Annotated in this window: 21 protein-coding genes and 3 pseudogenes; 23 read left to right on the top strand and 1 reads right to left on the bottom strand. The window is 39.7% G+C overall.

Going from position 1 to position 23,162, the window contains the following annotated elements:
• The 4 genes and pseudogenes from LM917_RS18160 to LM917_RS18175 form a co-directional block, all read left to right on the top strand.
• A pseudogene (locus LM917_RS18160) lies at positions 1–574 on the top strand (hypothetical protein); the annotation flags it as partial.
• Positions 575–1,178: 604 nt separating this feature from the next.
• The gene (locus LM917_RS18165; protein WP_232699112.1) at positions 1,179–1,532 is read left to right on the top strand and encodes a YkgJ family cysteine cluster protein; all 354 of its coding nucleotides are present in this window, start codon (positions 1,179–1,181) and stop codon (positions 1,530–1,532) included.
• Positions 1,533–1,916: 384 nt separating this feature from the next.
• Positions 1,917–2,624: pseudogene (locus tag LM917_RS18170) on the top strand (class I SAM-dependent methyltransferase).
• Between the two features lie 382 nt (positions 2,625–3,006).
• The gene (locus tag LM917_RS18175) at positions 3,007–3,393 is read left to right on the top strand and encodes a hypothetical protein (RefSeq protein ID WP_232699113.1); all 387 of its coding nucleotides are present in this window, start codon (positions 3,007–3,009) and stop codon (positions 3,391–3,393) included.
• A gap of 185 nt (positions 3,394–3,578) precedes the next feature.
• Here LM917_RS18175 and LM917_RS18180 read toward each other — a convergent pair whose 3' ends face one another.
• A complete protein-coding gene (locus LM917_RS18180) occupies positions 3,579–4,145 on the bottom strand; it encodes a TetR/AcrR family transcriptional regulator (RefSeq protein ID WP_232699114.1) in 567 nt (188 codons plus the stop codon).
• 397 nt (positions 4,146–4,542) lie between these two features.
• Between LM917_RS18180 and LM917_RS18185 the strand changes: the two genes are divergently transcribed.
• The 19 genes and pseudogenes from LM917_RS18185 (at position 4,543) to LM917_RS18275 (ending at position 23,156) form a co-directional block, all read left to right on the top strand.
• Entirely contained in the window at positions 4,543–5,796 is a 1,254-nt protein-coding gene (locus tag LM917_RS18185; RefSeq protein ID WP_255668417.1) for an MFS transporter, read from the top strand.
• A gap of 27 nt (positions 5,797–5,823) precedes the next feature.
• Positions 5,824–6,264, top strand: coding sequence for a hypothetical protein (locus LM917_RS18190; RefSeq protein WP_232699116.1), 441 nt, complete (start codon positions 5,824–5,826; stop codon positions 6,262–6,264).
• Positions 6,265–6,637: 373 nt separating this feature from the next.
• Complete coding sequence (locus LM917_RS18195) at positions 6,638–7,291, top strand: TetR/AcrR family transcriptional regulator (protein WP_232699118.1); 654 nt, start codon at positions 6,638–6,640, stop codon at positions 7,289–7,291.
• A gap of 28 nt (positions 7,292–7,319) precedes the next feature.
• Entirely contained in the window at positions 7,320–7,688 is a 369-nt protein-coding gene (locus LM917_RS18200; protein WP_232699119.1) for a DUF4180 domain-containing protein, read from the top strand.
• 23 nt (positions 7,689–7,711) lie between these two features.
• Entirely contained in the window at positions 7,712–8,392 is a 681-nt protein-coding gene (locus LM917_RS18205) for a formylglycine-generating enzyme family protein (RefSeq protein ID WP_232699120.1), read from the top strand.
• 551 nt (positions 8,393–8,943) lie between these two features.
• Positions 8,944–9,789 (top strand): SDR family NAD(P)-dependent oxidoreductase, encoded by an 846-nt coding sequence (locus LM917_RS18210; RefSeq protein WP_232699121.1) that lies wholly within the window; start codon positions 8,944–8,946, stop codon positions 9,787–9,789.
• A gap of 2 nt (positions 9,790–9,791) precedes the next feature.
• The gene (locus LM917_RS18215; protein ID WP_232699122.1) at positions 9,792–11,330 is read left to right on the top strand and encodes an AMP-binding protein; all 1,539 of its coding nucleotides are present in this window, start codon (positions 9,792–9,794) and stop codon (positions 11,328–11,330) included.
• 55 nt (positions 11,331–11,385) lie between these two features.
• A pseudogene (locus LM917_RS18220) lies at positions 11,386–11,559 on the top strand (GNAT family N-acetyltransferase); the annotation flags it as partial.
• Positions 11,560–11,978: 419 nt separating this feature from the next.
• On the top strand, positions 11,979–13,595 hold the full coding sequence (locus LM917_RS18225; RefSeq protein WP_232699123.1) for an ABC transporter substrate-binding protein: 1,617 nt from the start codon (positions 11,979–11,981) through the stop codon (positions 13,593–13,595).
• Between the two features lie 105 nt (positions 13,596–13,700).
• Positions 13,701–14,621: an ABC transporter permease gene (locus LM917_RS18230; RefSeq protein WP_232699124.1), complete on the top strand. Its 921-nt coding sequence runs from the start codon at positions 13,701–13,703 to the stop codon at positions 14,619–14,621.
• A gap of 15 nt (positions 14,622–14,636) precedes the next feature.
• Positions 14,637–15,542: an ABC transporter permease gene (locus LM917_RS18235; RefSeq protein ID WP_232699126.1), complete on the top strand. Its 906-nt coding sequence runs from the start codon at positions 14,637–14,639 to the stop codon at positions 15,540–15,542.
• Between the two features lie 13 nt (positions 15,543–15,555).
• Positions 15,556–16,542, top strand: a complete 987-nt coding sequence (locus LM917_RS18240; protein WP_232699128.1) for an ABC transporter ATP-binding protein — start codon at positions 15,556–15,558, stop codon at positions 16,540–16,542.
• Positions 16,543–16,553: 11 nt separating this feature from the next.
• A complete protein-coding gene (locus LM917_RS18245; protein ID WP_309241962.1) occupies positions 16,554–17,525 on the top strand; it encodes an ABC transporter ATP-binding protein in 972 nt (323 codons plus the stop codon).
• Positions 17,526–17,677: 152 nt separating this feature from the next.
• Positions 17,678–18,625, top strand: a complete 948-nt coding sequence (locus LM917_RS18250; protein WP_232699130.1) for a DoxX-like family protein — start codon at positions 17,678–17,680, stop codon at positions 18,623–18,625.
• An 18-nt stretch (positions 18,626–18,643) separates the two neighbouring features.
• Positions 18,644–19,324, top strand: coding sequence for a DUF4166 domain-containing protein (locus tag LM917_RS18255; RefSeq protein WP_232699132.1), 681 nt, complete (start codon positions 18,644–18,646; stop codon positions 19,322–19,324).
• Between the two features lie 505 nt (positions 19,325–19,829).
• Entirely contained in the window at positions 19,830–20,153 is a 324-nt protein-coding gene (locus LM917_RS18260; RefSeq protein ID WP_232699133.1) for an ArsR/SmtB family transcription factor, read from the top strand.
• Positions 20,154–20,189: 36 nt separating this feature from the next.
• On the top strand, positions 20,190–21,245 hold the full coding sequence (gene arsB / locus LM917_RS18265; protein WP_232699134.1) for an ACR3 family arsenite efflux transporter: 1,056 nt from the start codon (positions 20,190–20,192) through the stop codon (positions 21,243–21,245).
• A gap of 16 nt (positions 21,246–21,261) precedes the next feature.
• A complete protein-coding gene (gene arsC, locus LM917_RS18270; protein WP_232699135.1) occupies positions 21,262–21,678 on the top strand; it encodes an arsenate reductase (thioredoxin) in 417 nt (138 codons plus the stop codon).
• Between the two features lie 134 nt (positions 21,679–21,812).
• Complete coding sequence (locus LM917_RS18275) at positions 21,813–23,156, top strand: MATE family efflux transporter (RefSeq protein WP_232699136.1); 1,344 nt, start codon at positions 21,813–21,815, stop codon at positions 23,154–23,156.
• The last annotated feature ends 6 nt before the right edge of the window (positions 23,157–23,162 follow it).

Here is a 23,162-nt window from a genome sequence, read left to right on the forward strand (position 1 = left end):
GATGGAAAAGCTGGGCCTGAATGTAAAGTTTGCGGTTAAAGCAAAAAATATCGATGAAGAAACAAAAAAGAAGCTAGATGATATTCGAGAGCAAGTAAAAGCTGGAACTTTAACTCAGGAACAAGCAGCAGAAGAGATGGAAAAGCTGGGCCTGAATGTAAAGTTTGCTGGTGAATCCAAAAATATCGATGAAGAAACAAAAAAGAAGCTAGATGATATACGAGAGCAAGTAAAAGCTGGAACTTTTACTCAGGAACTAGCAGCAGAAGAGATGGAAAAGCTGGGCCTGAATGTAAAGTTTGCTGGTGAATCCAAAAATATCGATGAAGAAACAAAAAAGAAGCTAGATGATATTCGAGAGCAAGTAAAAGCTGGAACTATAACGCAGGAACAAGCATCTGAAGAGATGGAAAAACTGGGCTTCAAGCACGTAGTTCGTGAAAGCAAAGAAAATATCATGGAACAGATTAAAGTAGCAGCTGATGCAAATGATGCTGATACAGTGAACAAACTGCTACAAGAGTGGTTAGAGAGAATGCAAAACATGAAACACCCTGAAGCAAAGGCTGAGTAATTGGAACGTGTAAGTAGTTGGAAAAGCTAAAAATAGTGGCTAACAAGTAAGTCAATAAGTAGGCTACAGATGAGCCTAGAAGAAGAGCGGAACTGTTGGGTAAAACAGTGAAAGTAGCAATATCCTCATGTTTTAAAGGACCCTCCGACTCTCTTTATAAGATGTCATAAGGCTGGCTTTCCTAGATAATGGGAGAGCCATGCCTGCGTTTAATTGACTGGACGTTAACAACCAAAACATACCTCTTTCCCTTTCGGTATGTTTTTAGTGAATTTTGAATAAAGTTGAATCGTTTTTAAAAAAATGATAATTCGTAAAAAAACCTAATCAAAATCTTGTAGTGAATTAAAGATTCCATTTTTGATATGATTGATGTAAGAATAATGAAAAAGTGGAACCTATTTATGCAATAATATTAATAATATTTACTTTTATTGGATGCGTTTTACCTTTCTATCCTCTATGTCACAATCACAATATTAATTATTATTAGTCTCGCATTTATGCGAGGCTTTTTTCATTGTGTAAAGGAGTACAGCCCACATTGTAGTAAGAAAATCTCACCATTTTTTATATTAATAGAATAATTAAGGAGATGTAATATATGAAACGTTTACCATGCGATGGATGTAGAGGGTTGTGCTGCGGACCAGTACCTGTCACTGAAAGCGAATTTATGATAATAAAAAAGAAGATAAAATCAATGCCGACTAAGGTACTTTCAGAGCTTGAGAATCAAAAAAGATATTATGGAACATGTATCTTCTATGACCTAAATAAAGATAAGTGTGGAATTCATTCGGTAAGACCTGAAATATGTCGTATGTTTGGTTATTATAAGGAACTAGTTTGTTTTCGGGAACCAGATTTAGCAACAAAAAGCATAGAGGGTACTGATAAAAAAGAACATGTTGGGATTTTAACTCTGGATTTCACATGGAAAGACTTTACAAAGTGAGAGGCCTTTGTTTTTTTTGAACGAACGTAAATCGAAGGACTTAACTCTGGGTAGACTTTATTGGTTTTTCATAATGCGCAGTTAGAGTCTACTTTTATTGGTCTTCTTTAACTTAAGAGGGCTTTAGAAGGATAAGGATAATAAATTAGTGGCTAACAAAGTTTGTCATGAAGTAGATACTGGAATCGAAAGAGAAGCACGAGAGATAAAACATAGATTATCAATAGGATAGGCACTAAAGGGTGATATTCCGTCAAAATAAAGTTGTAGACCTTTAAAAAAAGTATTAGACTAGCCCCCAATAAGTTCAAACAAACAATCACTATATTTTGGTTCATATGGTAAAATCATACTAAACATTTTTCTTTTTTGGGGGGCTTATGAATGGCCGAAACAATTTTCAATTATAACGTTGTTCTAAAAAATGCTAGATACGTTATTGAAAGAACAAGCGAGTTTTAATTGGGATATATTTTATTCTGTTAAAAACAAAGGAGTACCTTTTTTCGTTAATGCCCCTGATGAAATTTAGTCCAATATTTCGAACAAGAACAATTGCAGTCAGGTAAAGTGCTAGACCTTGGCTGTGGTCCTGGGAGAAATGCATTTTATTTTGCTCAACAAGGTTGTGAAATTGATGCAGTGGATCTGTCGTAGAAAGCAATTGAATGGGCAAAAGAACGAGCAAAAGAAAACAATATTAAAGTGAATTTCATTAATAAAAATATCTTCGAATTAGAGTTAGAAGAAGGGGGATACGATATCGTATATGATTCTGGCTGTTTTCATTATATACCTCCACACCGACGAATGGATTATGTAAGTCTAATAAAAAAGGCATTAAAACCCAACGGTTCCTTTGCTTTAACTAGTTTTGTGTTAGGGGGAGAATTGGGAGGATCAGATATATCTGATTGGGATGTCTATCGATTACGTAGTCTTAAAGGAGGCTTGGGATATACTGAAGAAAAGTTACGAGCTATATTTAGGGAGTTTGAAGTCATCGAAATACGCAGAATGAAAGAACTTGAACCATCAGACGTTATTTTTGGTAAATCATCTTTGTTAACTTCTTTGTTTAGAAATAATTAATTCCCTAAATTTATTTCAAATTATTCAACAACTCATGCACCAGAAACCAATAAAAAAAGCGGAACCGGTAACGGAAAAGGGGGTAGTGAGATAACAAATCAACAGAAGAGCTCAGAGATAAATAAAGTAATTCTTAATCAGAATTTTCTATCTCGGATTAAAATTAATAAAATTCAGGTTTTTACCATTAGAATAGGAACACCGAAAGAAATTAGAAGGGGAGAGTATAGTAATTCATCTATTATACAGGTTTTCCCTAATTTGACAATACGGCTTGGAAGAACAGGCTGACCCCTTTGTGCAACAATTTCAATAAAAATGCTATAGAAAAAAGGAGTGTGTCGATTATGAAGATGAAAAAAACTCTCTTGTGGGAGTAATATTGGCGCTGGCTTTAGTGATTGGTATACCTACTGTATTTACTACATATTCTGCTGTGAATGCAGATTCTTCAACAAATAGTATAACTACGGTTGAAGAAAAAGTTCCTGACTATCCTGTCAACGAACAAGGACAAACTTATGGACATGTGCCTTACCATTCTGGACCAACAACACAAGAACCAGACTTAATTAGTACGGTAGGAGAAAATGGGGTTGTCGGATATGTAAAAGCCTCCGATATGGCTCCATCGGTTTCTTCACCGGAAGAGGCTATAGCCTATCAAGAATCTATGGAAGCTATCGGTTACAAATCAATTCCCCTGTATGAATCAGATGGCAAAACTGTAATCGGTGAATTTATAATGTATTCTTCAAATAGGGATTAATGCAATTAAACATAATCCAACATTCGTCAGAATACCGTGTTGCAGCTATACTCATTGCAAATTGAAGTTTAGGAGGAAACCAATGAGAGCCATTGTATGCACGAAATACGGATCACTAATTGAGGGCCAAGCATCCCAACACGCTAAGTCGGGCGTGTTGGGATGCTTGGTAGAGGACGTAACTTCTACATCTGCTTCTCAATTAGAAGCCGTGCGGCACTGAGAAAATCCTCCTGTTTAAAAGCAGATTTGTCTATATAAGAGACCATCACTGCACCATTGCAAAGCATCTTCAGCTGCGCGGCCAACTCTCTAGGATTTATAGCCCCACCCTTTCGCATGACTTCCTCTACTTTTTTCCATAGCTCTCGACGGCTTTCCACAGCTTTTTGATGGCCGGAATGATTCGAATCTGGAAATTCCACCACTGTATTCATGAATGGACATCCACGGTAATCAGGTTGATTCATCCTTTCGACCAGCTCATCAAGCATCGCAAGAAGTTGCATTTTGGGAGAATCGGGATGGCGTTCCTCTGCCTCATCCAAACGTTCCAAGGTTAGGCCTTCTCTATATTCTAAGTAATTCACTATCAAATCATCTTTACTGGCGAAATTACGGTAAAAGCTCGCCTTGGCCACTCCCGATTCCTCTATGATCCGATCGATTCCGACAGATCGCACACCTTCCTTGTAAAACAAATCAGACGCTACTTGTAATATTCGCTCTCTTGCCGACTTCTTATTATTCACAAAAATCACCCGGTTTTCAAAAATATAGTAAAAACTTCTTTACATGAGACAGATCTGTCTGTATCATAATAACCAAAGAGACAGATCTGTCTCTCATATTTTAAAGAAACATCTTGGCTGTTGTCAATCAGCAAGGGTGTCAAGAAATGGAGTGTGATCGATGTCCCCTGAAATCAAATCTGGCTTTCCCAGCGTCCATCAGCAACTAGCAAGCAATCCAGCCCGCGCAGTGCCACATTTGACACTTTCTGTCTTGCTTCTATCCACATTTATGACAATAGCGAACGTTTTTATTGTCAACGTCGCGATCCCTCGATTCAGCATAGCCTGAACGCAAACTTTTCGGACGTCCAATTTATCATCACAGGCTACACGTTGGCTTTTGACGTCGCCCTTATTGCTGGAGGTATTTGGGCGGAAAAAGATGTTGTTAATCGGTGTTGCTGGCTTTACGCTATTCTCTTTGTTTTGCGGCTTGGCTACCAGTGTGGACATTTTGACAGTGGCTCGGATCTTCCAAGGGTTAAGTGCCGCATTGATTTCACCGCAAGTATTGTCGCTCATTCAAGTAAACTATCCACCTGAAAAACGAGGTGCAATTTTCGGATGGTATGGTGCCACACAAGGGCTAGCTGCATCGACGGGGCAAATCATTGGGTGTCTGCTGTTGCAGGTAAACCCATGGGACTTGGGTTGGAGAACGATTTTCTTTTTCAGCGTAATGATCGGCTTGTTAATCTTGTGCTTGACACCCTTCATTTCGGAGTCCAAAACAGCTGACAACACCAAATTCGATTGGGCGGGAGCTTTCCTTGTCGCGGTAGGACTATTACTGCTTGTGTATCCGCTCGTGCAGGGTCAGAAGGAAGATTGGCCGCCTGTGCTCATTTTCAGTTTGATCTTTTCGTTTCCTGTCTTGGCGGCATTCGTGTGGGTTGAAAAGAGAGTCCAGCGAAACAATCGTGTTCCATTCATGCAAGTGGGTCTTTTCCGTCAACGGGAGTTCACTGTCGGCATGCTCGTCATATTTCTGCTGATGTCCTCGCAAGCCGCATTTTTTCTCATTACCGCTTACTTGCTTCAAATTGGGCTAAGTTTTACAGCATTGAAAGCAGGCTTCGTCATTTTTTCGATGGGAATAGGTTATTTTCTAGCTTCTCTGCTATCGTCCAAAATAGCCAGCAAGATTGGCCCTCATGTACTTACGATGGGTTCCATCCTGACGGCAAGCGGATATATGCTTCTCGCTTTTTTCGTTACAATGACGGGAACCTCGGCAGCCATTGTCCAATGGATTCCCGCTTTGGTCGTTCTCGGTATCGGTCAAGGTTTTATTGCTGCTCCTTTAACAAATATAGTTCTCACAAAAATACGAAAGAGTGATGTTGGTTCCGCGTCAGGGATCCTAATGACAGGGTTCCAAATTTCTTATGCGATCGGGATTAGTTTGATCGGTATCGTATGGTTGAACGGGCTTAGTTACCATGCAAATATGATCGGTACCCAACAAGCAAGCGCGCAAAACTATATCGATACTTTCAGCCTCTGTCTTTACTTACTAGCCGTGTATACCACATTCCTTATTCCGCTTGCGCATGTTCTTGTTAAAAACACCAGAACGAAAACGGCGCAATCGGTTTCAGACATTTAATCCTTACGAAAATTGAGGTGTCTATCCATGAATCAAAAGTTACACACAGAAGAAAGCGTGAAGAATGAGAGTATTATTCGCTATGTTTTGTTAGCGAATGGTTTCTCTACGGGGGCATTAGGAATCATTTTGATCTTCTTCTCACATTTCGTGGCAACCTTGACGGGACTGGATCATTCATCTGCGCTAGTCAAAGTGGGGATTTTTCTTGTAGTTTTCGTAGCCTTTGTTTTTTGGACGGTAAAACTGAAATTCATTCCACCTAGGAATGTGCTTATCTTTTCTGTGGTGGACTTTCTCTGGGTAATTGGGAGCGTTTTTCTGATTGCGACGGATGGAATCTCGTTTATGATGACGTATCTGGGAATATGGGCTGTTAGTCTTGTGGCACTCGTAGTTGGTGTATTTGCCATATTTGAGTTTAATTATTGGTGGGTAAACAGATCACTGAAGAGAGCCCCAGATTGATTTTGTTGTCAATAAATGGAACAAATCAAGCTCTGTGAAGCAAAATTCCATTAAATTTTGGGTAGTGCAACTAATCATTGCGGGAGAGCGCTACACTGGCAATGTAGAGGTCAAGGTTCGATCCCGCTATACTCCACCTATATCAACTACGGAAACGGCAGAGATGCCGTTTTTTTGTATGAAGAAAAAAGAATATCAGGCTTTAAAACTCGTACTGACTGTTTAACTAACCCCACTGTGGGAGAGCGCTGTCTAGGGATCAGAGGAGAACTTCAACACATTTGATACCTCATTTGACAACATGCTAAATCATTGTGTACACTTTTTTTATTCTGACTGTTTGGTATAAAAAAGAATTGGATAAGGTGAAATAATGCCCAAATTAGGAATGGAACCAAAGCGTCGAGCAGATGTCATAAATGCCACGTTAACCTGCATTAGCATTCACGGGATTAATGGCATGACACTGGATAAGGTTGCTGAGTATGCTGACTGCTCAAAGGGAGTTGTCACTTATTATTATAAGAACAAGGATAATCTGACGATCGAAGCCTTTAAGTCGTTCTTGGCCTATTATGGTCTAAAGATAGAATCAGAAATTGAAAATACAATGACAGCCCGGGAAATGATTGACGTTACTTTGAAACATATACTACCGCCATACCGTGATGACACGGAGAAGAGGATTAATGTTTCGCAGCTGGATGGTATTGAAAAGATGTTTATCCCGCATGAAGATCAAGCAAGGCTCTTTCTACAGTTTTTCTCAAAAGCCGTGTTGGATCGCAATTTGCAGGAAGTAGTATCCAAGAGTTATATGGCTGATCTCCATGGCATAGCAAAGATTTTTGATTACGGTAACATGATGGGGCATATGTCTGTAGAAGATTCCAAAAGTGCTGCATATGGACTGCTTGCGATGGTAGTTGGACTAAGCTTCTTTAGAGTAGCGAGCATACCGCCCATAAATGGCGAAGATAACCGATACATTTGTGAGGATTATGTGAGAAGGTTTACCGATGTATGATGAGTATAAGCTAACTAGGAGGGTGATTATGAATATAGTGAAGGTAGAAGTAGGTGGGGGAAATATTGCCGTCGTGAGCAGCAACGAGATATTAATAGGGGATGTTCAGTCAGCGTTGGATCTTATGGCAACCGTACAATATGAATCAGGCTGCAATCGTATCATTATAAACAAATCCTTACTAAGTGAAAGCTTTTTCGATTTGAAAACACGCCTTGCAGGCGAAATCCTTCAGAAGTTCATCAATTATCGCGTGAAGGTTGCAATTATTGGAGATTTTTCTGTGTATTCAAGTCAAAGCTTAAAAGACTTCATCTATGAATCTAACAGCGGAAACGATATCTTTTTCTTGCCGACCGAACAACAAGCGATTGAAAAGTTAAGCATGTTGAAGTAGAAGATGGAACGGGAGGAAGATAGATGTCAAACGCACGGCGTAGTCATGCTCAGTATCCAATGGTGAAAATTCCTGCAGGTGAAATTGAATTAAGGGATGATCGAATAAAAATTACATGGACGGTTGAGGTGGATACTTTTTTGCTTGCACCGGTTCCTGTTACGAAAGCGTTATATTTCTCGATCGTGCAAAAGAAAGCCGTACCTAATGGCGAACCACAGGTTCCGGTTGTGGATGTCTCATGGAATGATGCAATCTCATTTTGTAATTTACTATCTAAGCACTCAGGTCTAAATGAATGTTACTCAGTAAGTGATGATGGTGAGAGTGTCGTCTGTAACTGGGGAGCGGATGGTTATCGTCTTCCTACAGAAGCGGAATGGCAGTATGCGTGTAAAGCGGGAACAACTGGGTATCTATACGGTAAGCTGGATGAGATAGCATGGTATCGTGGAAATTCTGAGGGCATGGTCCGTGAGGTGGGTAGAAAGGAGCCGAATATGTGGGGGCTCTACGATATGCTAGGAAATGTTTGGGAGTGGTGTTGGGATCTATACGATGTGAAAGTATACGATTCCTACAGAATTTTCCGCGGTGGTAGCTGGGCGGAAGAGGCTAGGGGTTGTGGGGCGACGTGCCGCCGCCGCAGTCACCCTACTTTTCGAATTGATGATCTCGGCTTTCGTCTTGCTAGGTCCCTGTAAGGGGGCGAAAAACGGCAAGAGTGGCGAAGATCGTTAGGTTCCAGTACAACTCCGTATTATAAGAATAAACAAGGGATTTATCCTTGGTAATTTGATAGTGCAACTGATAAGTGTGGGAGAGTGCTTAACTGGCAGTCAAGAGTTCAGGGGTTCGATATGAAACTCTTAAATCGGGGATTTTCTACAGAACCTATTCTAGGTTGGACTTTGATTGAGGGAGAACACTTTAAAAGAGAAATTGAAGAACAGCAAAAGACCTTTCACATTTGGCTAAGGATTTTATTCAAATTAAAGAAGTATTGAGTGGCTGGTTAAAAAAGGAGGTTTTTAAAGAGGAATATAATAAATACGGTAGTTCGTTTACTTTTGAGTAATTAGTTGAATACTCTGAACAAAAATTAGAAGAAATGATTGAATATAAACGATTTCTCCATCAAAAGTTGAAAGATGCAATAAAAGAAGATGAAAGCAAAATAAGGCTCTTGTTTCCAGCAAATAAATTGAGGAAAATAGAGATGTACTACACAAACAACCAAAAAAGGATTACGTTGATGCATAACTATAATATTTGGGAAAAAGTGTTGTTTTTGCCTACTGTTTTGGACAAGAAGAAGCTTGCAAACTCCGTACAAGGCAAGACGATTGTGATAACAGGTGCGAGTTCCGGGATAGGTGAGCAGGTGGCTTATCTTTTGGCTGATTTCAACGTTCATCTGATCCTTGTGGCAAGAAGAGGGGAAAAGCTACAAAATATGAAACAGGAAATTGAAAAGAAGGCTGCCAAGGTAAGTTTCTTTCAGGCAGATTTAAGAGATACGGATGAGATGGAAGGGTTCCTAACGTTTCTTCATCAACAGCCTGTCGGGGTGGATGTCATGGTGAACAACGCAGGCCTATCCATCAGACGTTCGATTATGGACTCGTTGGATCGTTATCACGATTTTACGCGAACGATGGCTATCAATTATTATGCGCCAGTGAGATTGCTATTGTCCGTCATTCCGCAGCTTAAACAAAATAATGGACAGATTATCAACATTTCTACTATAAACACTTCGTTAATACCTATCCCTTATTGGGCTGCGTATCAGGCTTCCAAGTCAGCTTTCGATACGTGGTTTCGGTCTGCAGCACCTGAATTGAATGCGTTGGGGATCTTAACGACGTCCATCTATCTTCCATTAGTGAAAACGCCAATGATCTTGCCAACAGCTGCTTATCAAAACATGCCCGCCATGAGCCCGGGACACGCAGCCCAAATGATCGCAAAATCGATGTATACAAAACGCAAAAACATGATGCCGTGGTGGTTGATTTTTGGACAATTGGCATCCATTTTTTGTAGAGGGCTTTGGGAACGGGTCATTCCGGGAAGGCTGCGAAAAAGGAGGAAGTAACGATGCGGATCATTTATCTCTTTGATGTTCTATACAAAATGAAAATACTTTCCCCAGTGAGTTTTTATAGGTTAATCGTTGCCATTTATCAGTATGGAATCAACTTGATGACACTCTTAAAGGTTGCAGAGAGAACTCATGGTCATAAAGTCGCATTGGTGGATGAGCAGGAATCAATCACCTTTCAACAGTTGTTATCCAAATCGGAGCGCCTCTCTATCATTCTGAAGCAAAAATATGGACTTACCAGCGGCAAGAAGGTCGGTTTTTTATGCAAAAACCATGCTTCTTTGGTGAAATCCATTTTTGCTGCTTCATTCACTGGTTCAGACATTTTTTTGCTCAATAGCGAAATGAGCATAGGACAGCTTAATCAACTTCTGGAAGCTTATGATTTAGATTTTCTTGTGCATGATGTGGAGATGACTACAATAATTGAAAAATCGTCGTATTCGAATGAGAAGGTTTTGAGTTACCATGATCATTTGCCTGCCATCAATAATTTACTTCATACATTCGTTTATGATGAAAAACAAAAGCGGCAGAGAACGTCTTCAAGCAAGATCGTACTGCTAACAGGCGGAACTACGGGGAAATCTAAAAAGGTCGCACACAAACCATCCTTATTCAATTATTTGCCTCCGTTTTCAATGTTACTTACCAGACTTCAACTACTACGTTATCATACGGCTTATATCGCTACTCCTATTTATCACGGATATGGGATCGCTATTTTACTTTTGTTCATCGCATTAGGGAAAAAAATAGTCATAACATCTGGTTTTGACGCTGCAAAGGCATGTGACCTCATACAAAAGCACAAGGTTGAAGTCGTAACCGTCGTCCCGTTAATGGTAAATAAAATGCTGAAACATAATGTCGAGGACTTGAAATCGCTTGCCTGTATCGCATCAGGCGGAGCAGAGCTCAATCCGAAACTTGTAGCGGAGGTGCTTAGCAAATTAGGAGATGTATTATACAATTTGTACGGTACTTCAGAAGCTGGCTTGAATATCATTGCAACGCCACAAGATTTGAAATACTCGGCGAATACGATTGGTAAAAAAATAAAAAGCGTCAGATTACACGTGTTGGATCAGAATAAGAAAAAACGTGGAGTGGGTGAAATAGGAGAATTTTGCATAAAAAATAATTGGTCAATGAGAAATAGATATCGTTCATGGATCGAGACTGGCGATTTAGGTTACCGGGATGATTATGGGTATTATTATTTATGCGGAAGAACAGATGATATGGTGGTTTCAGCTGGTGAAAATGTTTATCCCATTGAGATTGAACAAATACTTATCCATCATCCCTCGGTAGAAGACGTAGCCGTTATAGGGGTTCGTGATGAAATGTTTGGGCAAAGGTTGAAAGCTGTTGTTCAACCAGTTCAAAATGCTGATCTTACAAAAGAGACCCTACTGGATTGGTTGCGCCCTAAAGTTGCAAGGTATCAATTGCCTAAAGAGATCGACTTTGTTGATCGGATATCCTATACACATTTGGGGAAGCGCGATAAGAAGCAGCTTAAATAGACGAAGGTGTACATTTCATTTCGATGGGCAGTGCAACTAACTAGGCTACGGTAAGGTAGCATTGAAAAAACTTATTGAACATATGGGCTTAATGAACTGCAAAAGAATAATGATTGGACACAGACCCAATAACCAAATTGCTGGGAACTTGTATGAATCTTTGGGGTTTAAAAAGGTCAGTGAAGAAGTAATAGATGGTGAAATCATACGTCTACTTCAAATTACTTAGCAAAAGGCTTTGCCTTATAGAAATCGCAATGACTGTCGATAAATGCCGACAGTCATTGCGATTTCTATAAGGGGAGAAAAAAAGAAGCGAATATTTATAACAGAAGATTTAGTAAAAACGTTCCTCATTGCTTAAAAGAATAGGTGGAAGAAACAGAAATATATAATAAACAATAGACACATTGTATAAATATAATAGATTGAATTATCTGAATATTAGTACAATATGTGTAATGACTCGTTCTGAAAATAAGAGTAACATTAGCATAATAATTTTCTTTAGAGGGTTGAGGTGGTAATAAATGAAAGGGTACAGGTCAAGTGGGTAGTTACTATTATTTTTCTGAAGGGCGTAAAATATGTATTGATTAGGGAAGTAATAGGTTGTGACCATCATTCTATGAAATAAGGGGGCAGTCTATGAATAAAAATAGAAAATCAATCTTTTCGTTCGTTCTTATCCCGATTATTCTGGCAACAACTGTTCTGAGTGGCTGTGGGAATAGCGCTAGTTCTGATAAAATGATAACGACATCTGAGATTTCAGATCCAGGTACGACAGATGTTCAAAAAACCACTTCAGAATATACGATTCCCTTAAATATTTACGATCGCCTTGTTGAAGCAATAACAGTCTCCCCAGGTAAATCCGAACTTGTTCCCGGCCTTGCAGAAAGTTGGGAAGTCTCTCCAGATGGTCTCAAATATACCTTCCATATAAGAAAAGACGTAAAATTCCATAATGGTGAAATCTTAAAAGCTGATGACGTACTATATACCTTTGATAGAATGCTCGATCCTGCAACAAAGGCATTAAATACAGATTTTCTTGACATGATAGCAGGTGCTAAAGACAGAATGGACGGTAAAGCGAACAGCGTTAGTGGAATCAAAGTAATCGATGACAATACGATAGAGATTACTTTGGCGAAAGCCTTTGCGCCATTTTTAGCTAATCTTGCAACGCCAGCAGGTTCTATTTATAATCGCAAAGCAACCACGGAAGCTGGAGAACAATTCGGAATCGACCCTCAGAAAACGATTGGTACAGGTCCATTCAAAATGAAATCTTGGGCATTAAATGACACAGTTGTATTAGTATCAAACCCAGATTATTTCCAAGGCGCCCCCAAAATTGATGGTGTCAATATTAAGATAGTTCCTGACGCTGAAACGAATCGAATCATGTTTGAAACAGGGAAACTAGACATTTTCAATTTAAGCAATTCAGCCTCGCAGATCCCGCAGTTTAGAGACAATGAGAAATGGAAGAATAGCATAGTAAGCGGGCCTATAGTAGGACTTTATTACTATGCATTGAATGAAGATATTAAACCATTGGACGATGTAAGAATAAGAAAAGCCTTACAAATGTCTATTGATCGTCAGACACTTCTTGATAAGTTGTACTATGGAGAAGGTCAATTAGTTCATGGAATTTCGCCTCCTGGGCTTTTGGGCTATAATCCAGAATTGCCAAAAATCGAATATAATCCAGAAAAAGCAAAACAATTACTGACAGAAGCTGGCTATCCGAATGGATTTGACATGGAAATTGTGCAGACAACAGATAGTCCAAATACGTTGAAAATCAATGAAGCTGTGCAGGCTATGTTACAGAAAGTTGGCGTTCGTGTAAAAATTACACAAATAGATGAATCAACCTATTTTGCAACAAGACAGGTTGGAAAGCTTCCATCGAATCAGAATGAATGGTCTGCCGATTATAACGACCCCGACAACTTCTTCTACACATTTTTCTCTCAGAAAAATAGCAAAGTCAGATCTTACAATTATAATAATTTAGAAGTGAACGCGAAACTAGAAAAAGCTAGAACAATGGTTGATCAAACCGAAAGAATTAAGTTGTACCAAGAGATGGAAAAAACCATCGCGCAAGAAGATGCAGCGTGGATTCCTTTGTTCGCTCTTAATCAATTATTTGTTGTTCAACCAAGGGTGAAGAACTTCCAAGTGGCTTGGAATGGCTGGTCATCCATGAGCTATTATGGGTTAGAAATTGTTGAGGCAAAATAGAGAATTATCCATGTAAGAAATAATAAAGATGCTTCTAGTAAAAATAACTACTGATTTCAAGTAGTTATTTTTACATAGGAAGAAACGAAGAGGAGGGGTGGTTTAGTGGGACATTATATTATTAGAAGACTTGTCATTTCCATACCTGTAACGTTTGGAATCGCACTGATTACTTTTATTCTCTTGAATGTTATTCCCGGTGATCCTGTCGCACTCATGATGAAAGATCATATCAGTGCAGATGTTGTGGCAAGAGTTCGCGCACAGATGCAACTAGATGACCCTGCTTATATCAGATTTTTTAGATTTATTTGGAATGCACTGCATGGTGATTTTGGCGTCTCCTATAAACTAAATCGATCTGTTTCATCGCTTCTTATGGATGCTTTCCCTAACACGTTGATTCTAGCGATTTCTGGGGCTTTGGTATCATGGATAATCGGCATTCCAGCCGGGGTTTTATCCGCTGTGAAGAAGCGTTCCTTTCTCGACAATTCCATTATGGGATTCTCACTTCTTGGTGTTTCCATACCCGTTTTTTGGGCAGGTCTACTTTTCCAATATATCTTTGCTTTTTGGTTAGGGATTTTACCAGTTTCTGGATTCGATGGTCCCGAATATTTAATCATGCCTGCTATTGTCCTTGGGTGGAGTTCTGCCGGAACAATTTCACGACTAACAAGATCAAGCCTACTAGAAGTTATGCGAAATGATTACATTCGTACAGCAAGAGCAAAAGGAAATCTCGAACTAAAAGTGGTCATCAATCATGCACTGAAAAATGCCATGTTGCCTGTTGTAACAGTGATGGCACTTCAAGTTGCAGGGCTTTTATCTGGAGCCGTTATAACAGAGACCGTGTTTGGAATACCAGGCATTGGGAGAATTGCTGTCAATGCTATTCAAAACAGAGATATGCCACTTCTCCAAGGGGCCGTGATGTTTACGACAGTACTGGTTATCTTAGGAAATCTGGTAGCAGACGTTCTCTATTCCCTGTTAGATCCTCGGATAAAATATGATTAAAGGAGGTACTAGAAATTGAATATCGCGAAGAATATGTTATTTAAAAAAGAAATTATCGAACCCAGTGATGAACTCGTAAAAGAGACTTTTTGGCAGGATGTCTTCAAATCATTACGAAAAGATCGAATGGCTATGGCTGGTGGTACGATCATCGCTCTGTTCATTCTGGTGGCCATATTTGCCCCCTATCTAGCTCCTTATAATCCGTACGAAGTATCCCTGGATCTTCAATTTCAAAAGCCAAGCATGGAATATTGGCTGGGTACAGATATGTTTGGAAGAGATGTTTTATCCAGAATCATATACGGTTCGCGAATTTCTTTGCTGATCGGAATTGTTCCTAGTCTGATTACGATGTTAATTGGGATCATATTCGGCATTATCGCAGGATATTTTGGACGCAAAACAGATTTTATTATCATGACCGTATCTGATATGGTTCTATCTTTTCCATCGTTACTACTGGCAATGGTCGTCATGTACACGCTAGGTGCTAGTCTTTTAAATATCTTTATCGCACTAAGTATTGTTGGCTGGGCGGGAACTGCAAGGGTGGTTCGAGCACAAACTCTTTCCTTAAAAAACAAAGAATTTGTAGAGTCAGCCAGAGCTATTGGCGTCAAGCCTTCTATCATCATGATTCGTCATATCTTACCGAACTGTATCCCACAACTCCTTGTTCTGTTTACATTAGAGATCCCGGGGTCTATCTTATCTGAAGCAAGTCTTAGTTTTCTTGGAGTAGGGGCACAACCGCCAGCCTCCAGTTGGGGACTCATGGTATCAAATGGTAAGGAATTTTTATTTAATGCCCCTTGGGTCGCAATTTCTCCGGGAATCGCTATTTTAGTGATAGTCTTGGCATTTAATTTTTTAGGAGATGGTCTTCGGGATGCCCTAGATCCATACTTAAAACAATAGGGGGAATTGTGAGATGAATGATGCTAGTACCATTTTAGAGATCAATAATTTAAAAACCTATTTCTACACGGACAAGGGCGTAGTGCCAGCGGTAGATGATATTAGCATAAAGGTTAAAAAGGGGCAGATTATTGGCATTGTTGGAGAATCCGGTTGTGGAAAAAGTATGACCTCCTTATCTATCATGCAATTAATTGCTCCCCCAGGAAAAATTGCAGGAGGAGAAATACTATTTCAAAATAAAAATCTCGTAGGAATTTCTAAAGCAGAAATGCGTTCTCTTAGAGGAAATGAGCTATCAATGATTTTTCAAGAGCCAATGACTTCATTAAACCCTGTATATCCAGTAGGAAAGCAAGTTGCAGAAACTCTACTTTTACATAATAAACATATGAAAAAAGCTGAAGCGAAGCAAAAAGTAATCGAGATGTTTAAAATGGTGGGCATTCCAGAACCTGAGGAAAGATATCGGGTCTTTCCTCATCAATTATCAGGAGGATTACGGCAAAGAGTGATGATTGCAATGGCACTGATTTGTCGATCAAAACTACTAATCGCAGATGAACCTACCACCGCCTTAGATGTCACCATTGAAGCTCAGATATTAAAGCTAATGAAAAATTTGCAAGAAGAAATTGATACCTCAATTATCATGATCACCCATAACTTAGGGATTGTTGCAGAAATGTGTGATTATGTCTATGTCATGTATGCAGGCAAGATTATGGAACAGGCTGATGTATATGAACTGTTCGATCATCCAAAGCATCCCTATACGGAAGGATTGCTAAAATCAATTCCAAGAAGCAATGTTCAACAGAACAAAGAAAAGGGATTATACAGCATCAAAGGAATGGTTCCCAATATGCTGAATTTACCAAAAGGCTGTAGATTTCACCCTAGGTGTATCTATGCAGAAGATGCATGCAGAGAAGTGGAACCTGATCTCGTGGATGTAGGTGAAGGACACTTGGTCAGATGCATAAAATACAAGAATTAGGGGGTGATGATGTGAATCGTGTACTCATGAAAGTAAGAAATGTGAAAACATATTTTCCAGTTGAAAAAGGGATGTTTCGAAAAAAATCTGCGATGGTTCATGCTGTTGATGATATCAGCTTTGATATCTATGAAGGCGAAACGCTTGCTATCGTTGGAGAATCTGGTTGTGGTAAAAGTACCCTTGGCAGAACGCTTCTCCGCTTGCTAGACGCAACAGAAGGAGAAGCCTATTTTGAAGACCAGAATATATTCGAGCTAACAAGTAAAGAACTGCGCCAATTGAGAAAACAAATGCAAATCATTTTTCAAGATCCCTTCGCTTCTCTTAATCCACGGATGAAAGTAACTGATATCATTGGAGAACCCTTGGTAACTCATGAGTCAATGAACAAAAAAGAAAAGGATGAAAGAGTTGCAGAATTAATGGAAGTGGTCGGTTTAAGAAAAACATATGGCAATAGGTACCCTCATATGTTCAGTGGAGGACAAAGACAACGAATAGGCATTGCTAGGGCTCTTGCCTTAAATCCCAAATTCGTCGTTTGCGATGAACCTGTGTCAGCTTTGGACGTATCAATTCAATCTCAGATAATTAATCTATTACAGAAGCTTCAGGAGCAAAAACAATTAACCTATCTATTTATCTCGCATGATCTGAATGTTGTACGCTATTTTTCAGATCGTATCGGTGTCATGTTTGTCGGGAAAATCATGGAGCTAGGTCCAACAAATGAAGTATATGATCATCCATTGCATCCCTATACAAAGTTTTTGGTTGCAGCAGCACCTGTCCCTGATCCTCATGAAAGAAGTAAGGAAAAGCTCATATTGGAAGGGGAGATTCCAAGTCCGATAAATCCGCCTTCTGGATGTAGATTCCATACCAGATGTCCATATGTTCAAGATAGATGTAAAAGTCAGGAGCCAGAACTTAAGCAGATAGAAGGCAGAATGGTTGCCTGTCATTATCCGCTAGTATAAGAATTTTGTGTAATAAATAAGATTAAATATGAAACAATGGAAAATTTTAAAAGGATACCATCTCTTTAATAATCAGCAAATGATATAATGCAAGTACGAGAGAAGAATGCGGTTATTTCTGTTCTTCAACATAGATTGTAGGTGGATTCATCTTGACAAAAAACAAGCCGATTTACGTTGAGAGTACGATACGTACAGATATCGAAACATTGTGGAAATACACACAAACCCCTGAACTGCACGAGCAGTGGGATTTGCGTTTTACGAAAATTTCATATCTTCCGAAAAAGACTGAAGCTGAACCTCAACGTTTTCTCTATCAAACGAATATCGGTTTTGGCTTATCAATTTCGGGTGAAGGGAAAAGTGTCGGCACTACCGAGAGAGACGAGACGAAGACTTCAGTCCTGAAATTCTGGTCTGACAACGCCATTTCACTAATTCGCGAGGGTTCGGGATTCTGGAGATACGTACCTAGTGAAGATGGGATACGTTTTTTTACACGATATGATTATCAAACAAGGTTTGGAACAATGGGCAGATGGCTGGATCGTATGTTGTTTCGACCTATGATGGGCTGGGCAACGGCATGGAGTTTTGACGCCTTGCGTCTGTGGATAGAGAAAGGAATTCATCCAAAATTATCTTTTTTGCGAGCGCTAACGGAGTTGATTTGTTGGAGCATTCTTGCTTTCATTAGGATGTATCAAGGGTTGTTTCCAAAACTACTCTACCCTCAGACCCGGGAATTACAATTATTACAAGCGACTCAACTATTCCAAGGTTATGAACAACTGGTACTGTTTTTTGTTGGTGCTGGAGAAATCGGATTTGGGCTACTCTTCTTTTTAGTAGGAAGAGGACGTCGAAAAGCACTATACCTAGGGAATCTGTTTTTGCTTGTTTTTCTTGGACTCGGGGCGTTAAGTCAACCCAACGTGTTTGTCGAGCCGTTTAATCCGGTTACATTAAATATCTGCATGATGGCATTATCCGTGATCGGAATTCTCAACCTGACGAATCTGCCCAATGCGTATGCCTGCTTGCGAAAACCTACGACCGACAAGTTAGGAACGCAAGTAAATAGCAATTTTAATTAAAAGGAGATGTAAGTAAAATTGTGCTCTATTTACCAGAGATTACTTGGAGCAGACTTCGAAAAGCTTCATCCGAAGATTCAGGAACGATTCGGGTTTTCCAGCATAGATAAGCGAGCGTCGATTGGTCGCGGAATCATGGAGAAAGTGTGGTACGGGAAAGCTTTTACACTTCCTTTTCTCTATATTGGGACCTGGAGGAACATCATGTTTCCCGAGCAAGGGCAAAACGTACCATTTACTATCGAAAATTATGCATATGTAGACAGCTTCGGCCGTGAGACGGTTACGTGGGTACGAAAATACGAGTTTTCTAATCGTCTGCGCCGCTTTGATGCAACAATGATTTACAGTGAGAAAAGGCAAAAAATCATCGATTACCTTGGAACCCACCAGCATCTTGCTGTGGAAATAGAGATGTCTGTAGTGGAAAATGGGGGAATGCATTTACGATCGGGAAATCAGTACTTTTACGAGGGATGGTTCGGTTTCAAGTTCCCAATGCTGTTTTCCGGTTACGCAGATGTATATGAATGGTACGACAAACAAAGAGAAAAGTATCGGATCGATGTCAAGATCTCAAATCCAATTTTTGGAGACCTATTTGGCTATTCGGGAGCATTTGATGTTGAATATCTACATGTAGAGCTAGAACATATACCAGAAGATGTGAAACCGGTGCGTGAAGAAAGAAGGGAATGAGGGCTGCATAATTATTTCAAGTTAAATAACAAAGGATGATACAGAATACAAAAGAGAATCGATGCAAGATTTAGCTAAACTTATATTATTAGATGTACAGTGACACAAAATTGCATACCAAAATGGTAATAGAATATCCCGTACATATGAGGTTTTTCTTAAAAAAGGTAACAAGTTTGTAGCACACTAAAATATTTGAATCCACACGGACATATGTTGCCCAAACTCCATAAACAATTCACATAGGGTAGAAGGGTAGTGTTATATAACTACCCTTATTTCTTTTTGATTATTTATTACAATACTTCTTGTATTCCATTCTTCTTCATGATTGATTTCTCGAACGGTGTATCTCCTCATATGCATATAGAAAAGAAACAAAAGCATAGGATATGGCACTGTGACACATTTTTCACACGTAAGAATAATGTATGGTTGAGGATCAGTCATTATAATGCTAATATAGCAATATGGCTATATGATTAATAAAGGATGTGTTTTTGGAATGGATTTAATCCAATTATCTGCTGCTTTTAAAGCATTAGGTGATCCTACACGGCTTAAAATCATTGCTTTGTTAAATCAAAGAGACTGCTGTGTGTGTGAATTAGTCCCGATTTTTGGTATCTCGCAACCATCCATATCGCGACATATGAGTCGCCTCAAGACAGAAAACCTGATTAAAGAGACTCGAAAAGGGCAGTGGGTTATTTACTCACTAAACCGTATTACCCTGGAACAAATCGGAATATCATTATCTCAGTTACCAGATTGTACGCTAGACTTCGAAAAGCTAAAAGAAGCAAATCTTCAAATTACCTGTGAGTAATATTATCAGACAAAGATTATGTAAGGAGGTGCCCTAATGAGCAATCAAGGTAAAAAGCGCCTTTCATTTTTAGATCGATACTTAACCCTGTGGATCTTTTTAGCGATGGGGATTGGGATTGGATTGGGCTTTATCTATCCGCAGTTTGTTTCTGGACTAAATAGCCTACAAATTGGTACGACATCGATTCCATTAGCCATCGGTCTTATCTTAATGATGTATCCACCACTTGCAAAAGTGCGGTACGAAGAGATGGGGCGGGTATTTAAAGATACAAAGGTCTTAATGCTTTCGCTGGTCCAAAACTGGATTATTGGTCCTATTTTAATGTTTGGATTAGCAGTCATTTTTTTATACGATAAACCCGAATATATGGTCGGTCTCATCATGATTGGACTTGCCCGTTGTATTGCCATGGTAATCGTGTGGAACGATCTAGCAAAGGGTGATACGGAGTATGCTGCAGGGCTTGTCGCTTTTAACTCCGTTTTTCAAATGCTCTTTTTCTCGGTATACGCATATGTGTTCGTAACGGTTATTCCAGAATGGCTAGGCTTAGAAGGTGCTGTTGTAAGCATCACCATGCTAGAAGTAGCGAAATCGGTTCTCATATATTTAGGGATTCCATTTTTTGCAGGGATGCTAACTCGTTTTACTTTGGTTAAGATGAAAGGCCGCCAATGGTATGAAAAAGTATTCATTCCTAAAATCAGCCCGATTACATTAATCGCATTACTTTTCACGATTATTGTGATGTTCTCTTTAAAAGGAGGTACCATTGTTAGTCTACCGTTAGATGTCATTCGTATAGCTATTCCGTTATTAATCTACTTTGTGGTCATGTTCTTTGTTTCATTCTTTATGGGTAGAAAACTAGGAACTAGCTATCCAGTTACAACAACGCTTGCGTTTACGGCAGGAAGCAATAACTTTGAACTTGCCATCGCAGTAGCTGTAGGTGTATTTGGTATCCATTCTGGAGCAGCATTTGCAGCTGTCATTGGTCCATTGGTGGAAGTACCAGTTATGATTGCTCTTGTTAATGTAGCATTATGGTTTAAAAAGAAATATTTTTCTGATCGACTTTCATAAAAGGACGGTCCTTGCCATGAAAAAAACAATTTACTTCTTATGTACAGGTAACTCTTGTCGCAGCCAAATGGCAGAAGGATGGGCTAAAAAATACCTAGGGGACTCTTGGGATGTATACTCTGCAGGTATTGAAGCTCATGGAGTGAATCCAAATGCAATTAAAGCAATGAATGAAGTGGGAATCGATATATCGAATCAAACTTCCGATATCATCGATCCAACCATCTTGGAAAAAGCAGATCTTGTAGTCACATTATGTGGCCATGCGAACGATGTATGCCCTGCAACACCTGGTAAAAACGATCGAGTTCATTGGGGATTTGACGATCCGGCTAAGGCTGAAGGTTCTGAAGATGAAAAATGGGCATTCTTCCAGCGTGTCCGTGATGAGATAGGAGCTCGAATTAAAACATTTGCAGATTCAAGGGAGTAGAAATCACTAAAATCTGATGTGATTGATCCGCAAAATCCTGAATCGAATATTTCCTAACGGAAGGAAAGTATTTCACACTTTGAGCCGACCCTTGTGGTCGGTTTTTACACTGGAGCAAGAAGGAGTAACTGGTTATGAAAGGCACAACCGATTTAACGCAAGGTCCTATTATGCCAACTCTGATGAAATTGACGCTTCCCATCATTGCCACCAATTTCATTTCAACCACCTATGGGCTTGTCGATATGATTTGGGTTGGCCGGCTAGGGAGTGGTCCTGTTGCCGCGATTGGGACGGCAAGCTTCTTCATCAATTTAGCGATTGCACTATCCACAATGATTACGATTGGAACGGGAATCAAGGTGTCCCATTGTATGGGGGCAGGTAAGGTAGACAAAGCTAAGATATATGTGAAGAACGGATTTATCATGTCTGTATTACTGAGTCTTCTCTATGTGGTTTTTATCTTTTTGACTCAGAATCAGCTCATTGGTTTCTTTGAGCTTGGTAGTATCGAAATTGAACGGATGTCAAAACAGTATTTATTGATTTCAATCCTGGCGACCGTATTTTCAATCCTGAATACTCTATATGCAACTATATTGAACGCGATGGGGAACAGTAGGCAGCCTTTTCAACTTTTCTCGATTGGTCTTATTTTGAATATCATTCTCGATCCATTTCTGATTTTTGGAGTGGGCAGTTTCGAAGGTTGGGGTGTTGTAGGGGCTGCCATTGCCACATTAACAGCTAATATAGTCGTGACGACACTATTCATCATTCAAACAAGAAATTTGGAATTGATCTCCAAATCATCGGTCTGGGATAGCCGTCACATGAAAGAAGTCATTCGAATGGGGATTCCGATTACCATTCAACGGGTTACATTTACGTTGATTTCGATCATCATTGCTAAGATCATTGTGCGATGGGGCGCCGATGCTATCGCGGTTCAAAAAGTAGGGATTCAAATTGAATCGATCTCCTATCTGACAATCGGGGGACTGCAAGGGGCAATCGCGGCTTTCTTTGGACAAAATTACGGAGCTCGTCGAATAGATCGTATACAACAGGGCTATCACAAAGCATTGGTGCTGACATCTGTGTTTGGCATTGTCATATCACTCATCTTTATTCTATTTCCGAAGCTGCTTTTTTCTCTATTCCTATCGGATCAGGCAAGTTTAGCGCTCGGTACCGATTACATGCGGATTATTGGATTCTCCCAATTGTTCATGTGTATGGAGCTCATGACGGTAGGAGCATTTAACGGAATCGGCAAGACCCATGTTCCGCCTATCTTCAGTATTACATTTACGGCTTTACGAATACCACTGGCTTTGATTCTATCCGAACCTTTCGGCTTGAACGGCGTGTGGATGTCGATTGCGTTAAGTAGTGTGTTCAAGGGTGTAGTGTTGGTCTTCTGGTTTAGGAGATCTCTCGGCAAAATGAAGGTCCCGCAAACCGGGATTTAAAACAAG

Source organism: Brevibacillus daliensis (genome assembly GCF_021245735.1).
GTDB classification, from domain to species: domain Bacteria; phylum Bacillota; class Bacilli; order Brevibacillales; family Brevibacillaceae; genus Brevibacillus_B; species Brevibacillus_B daliensis.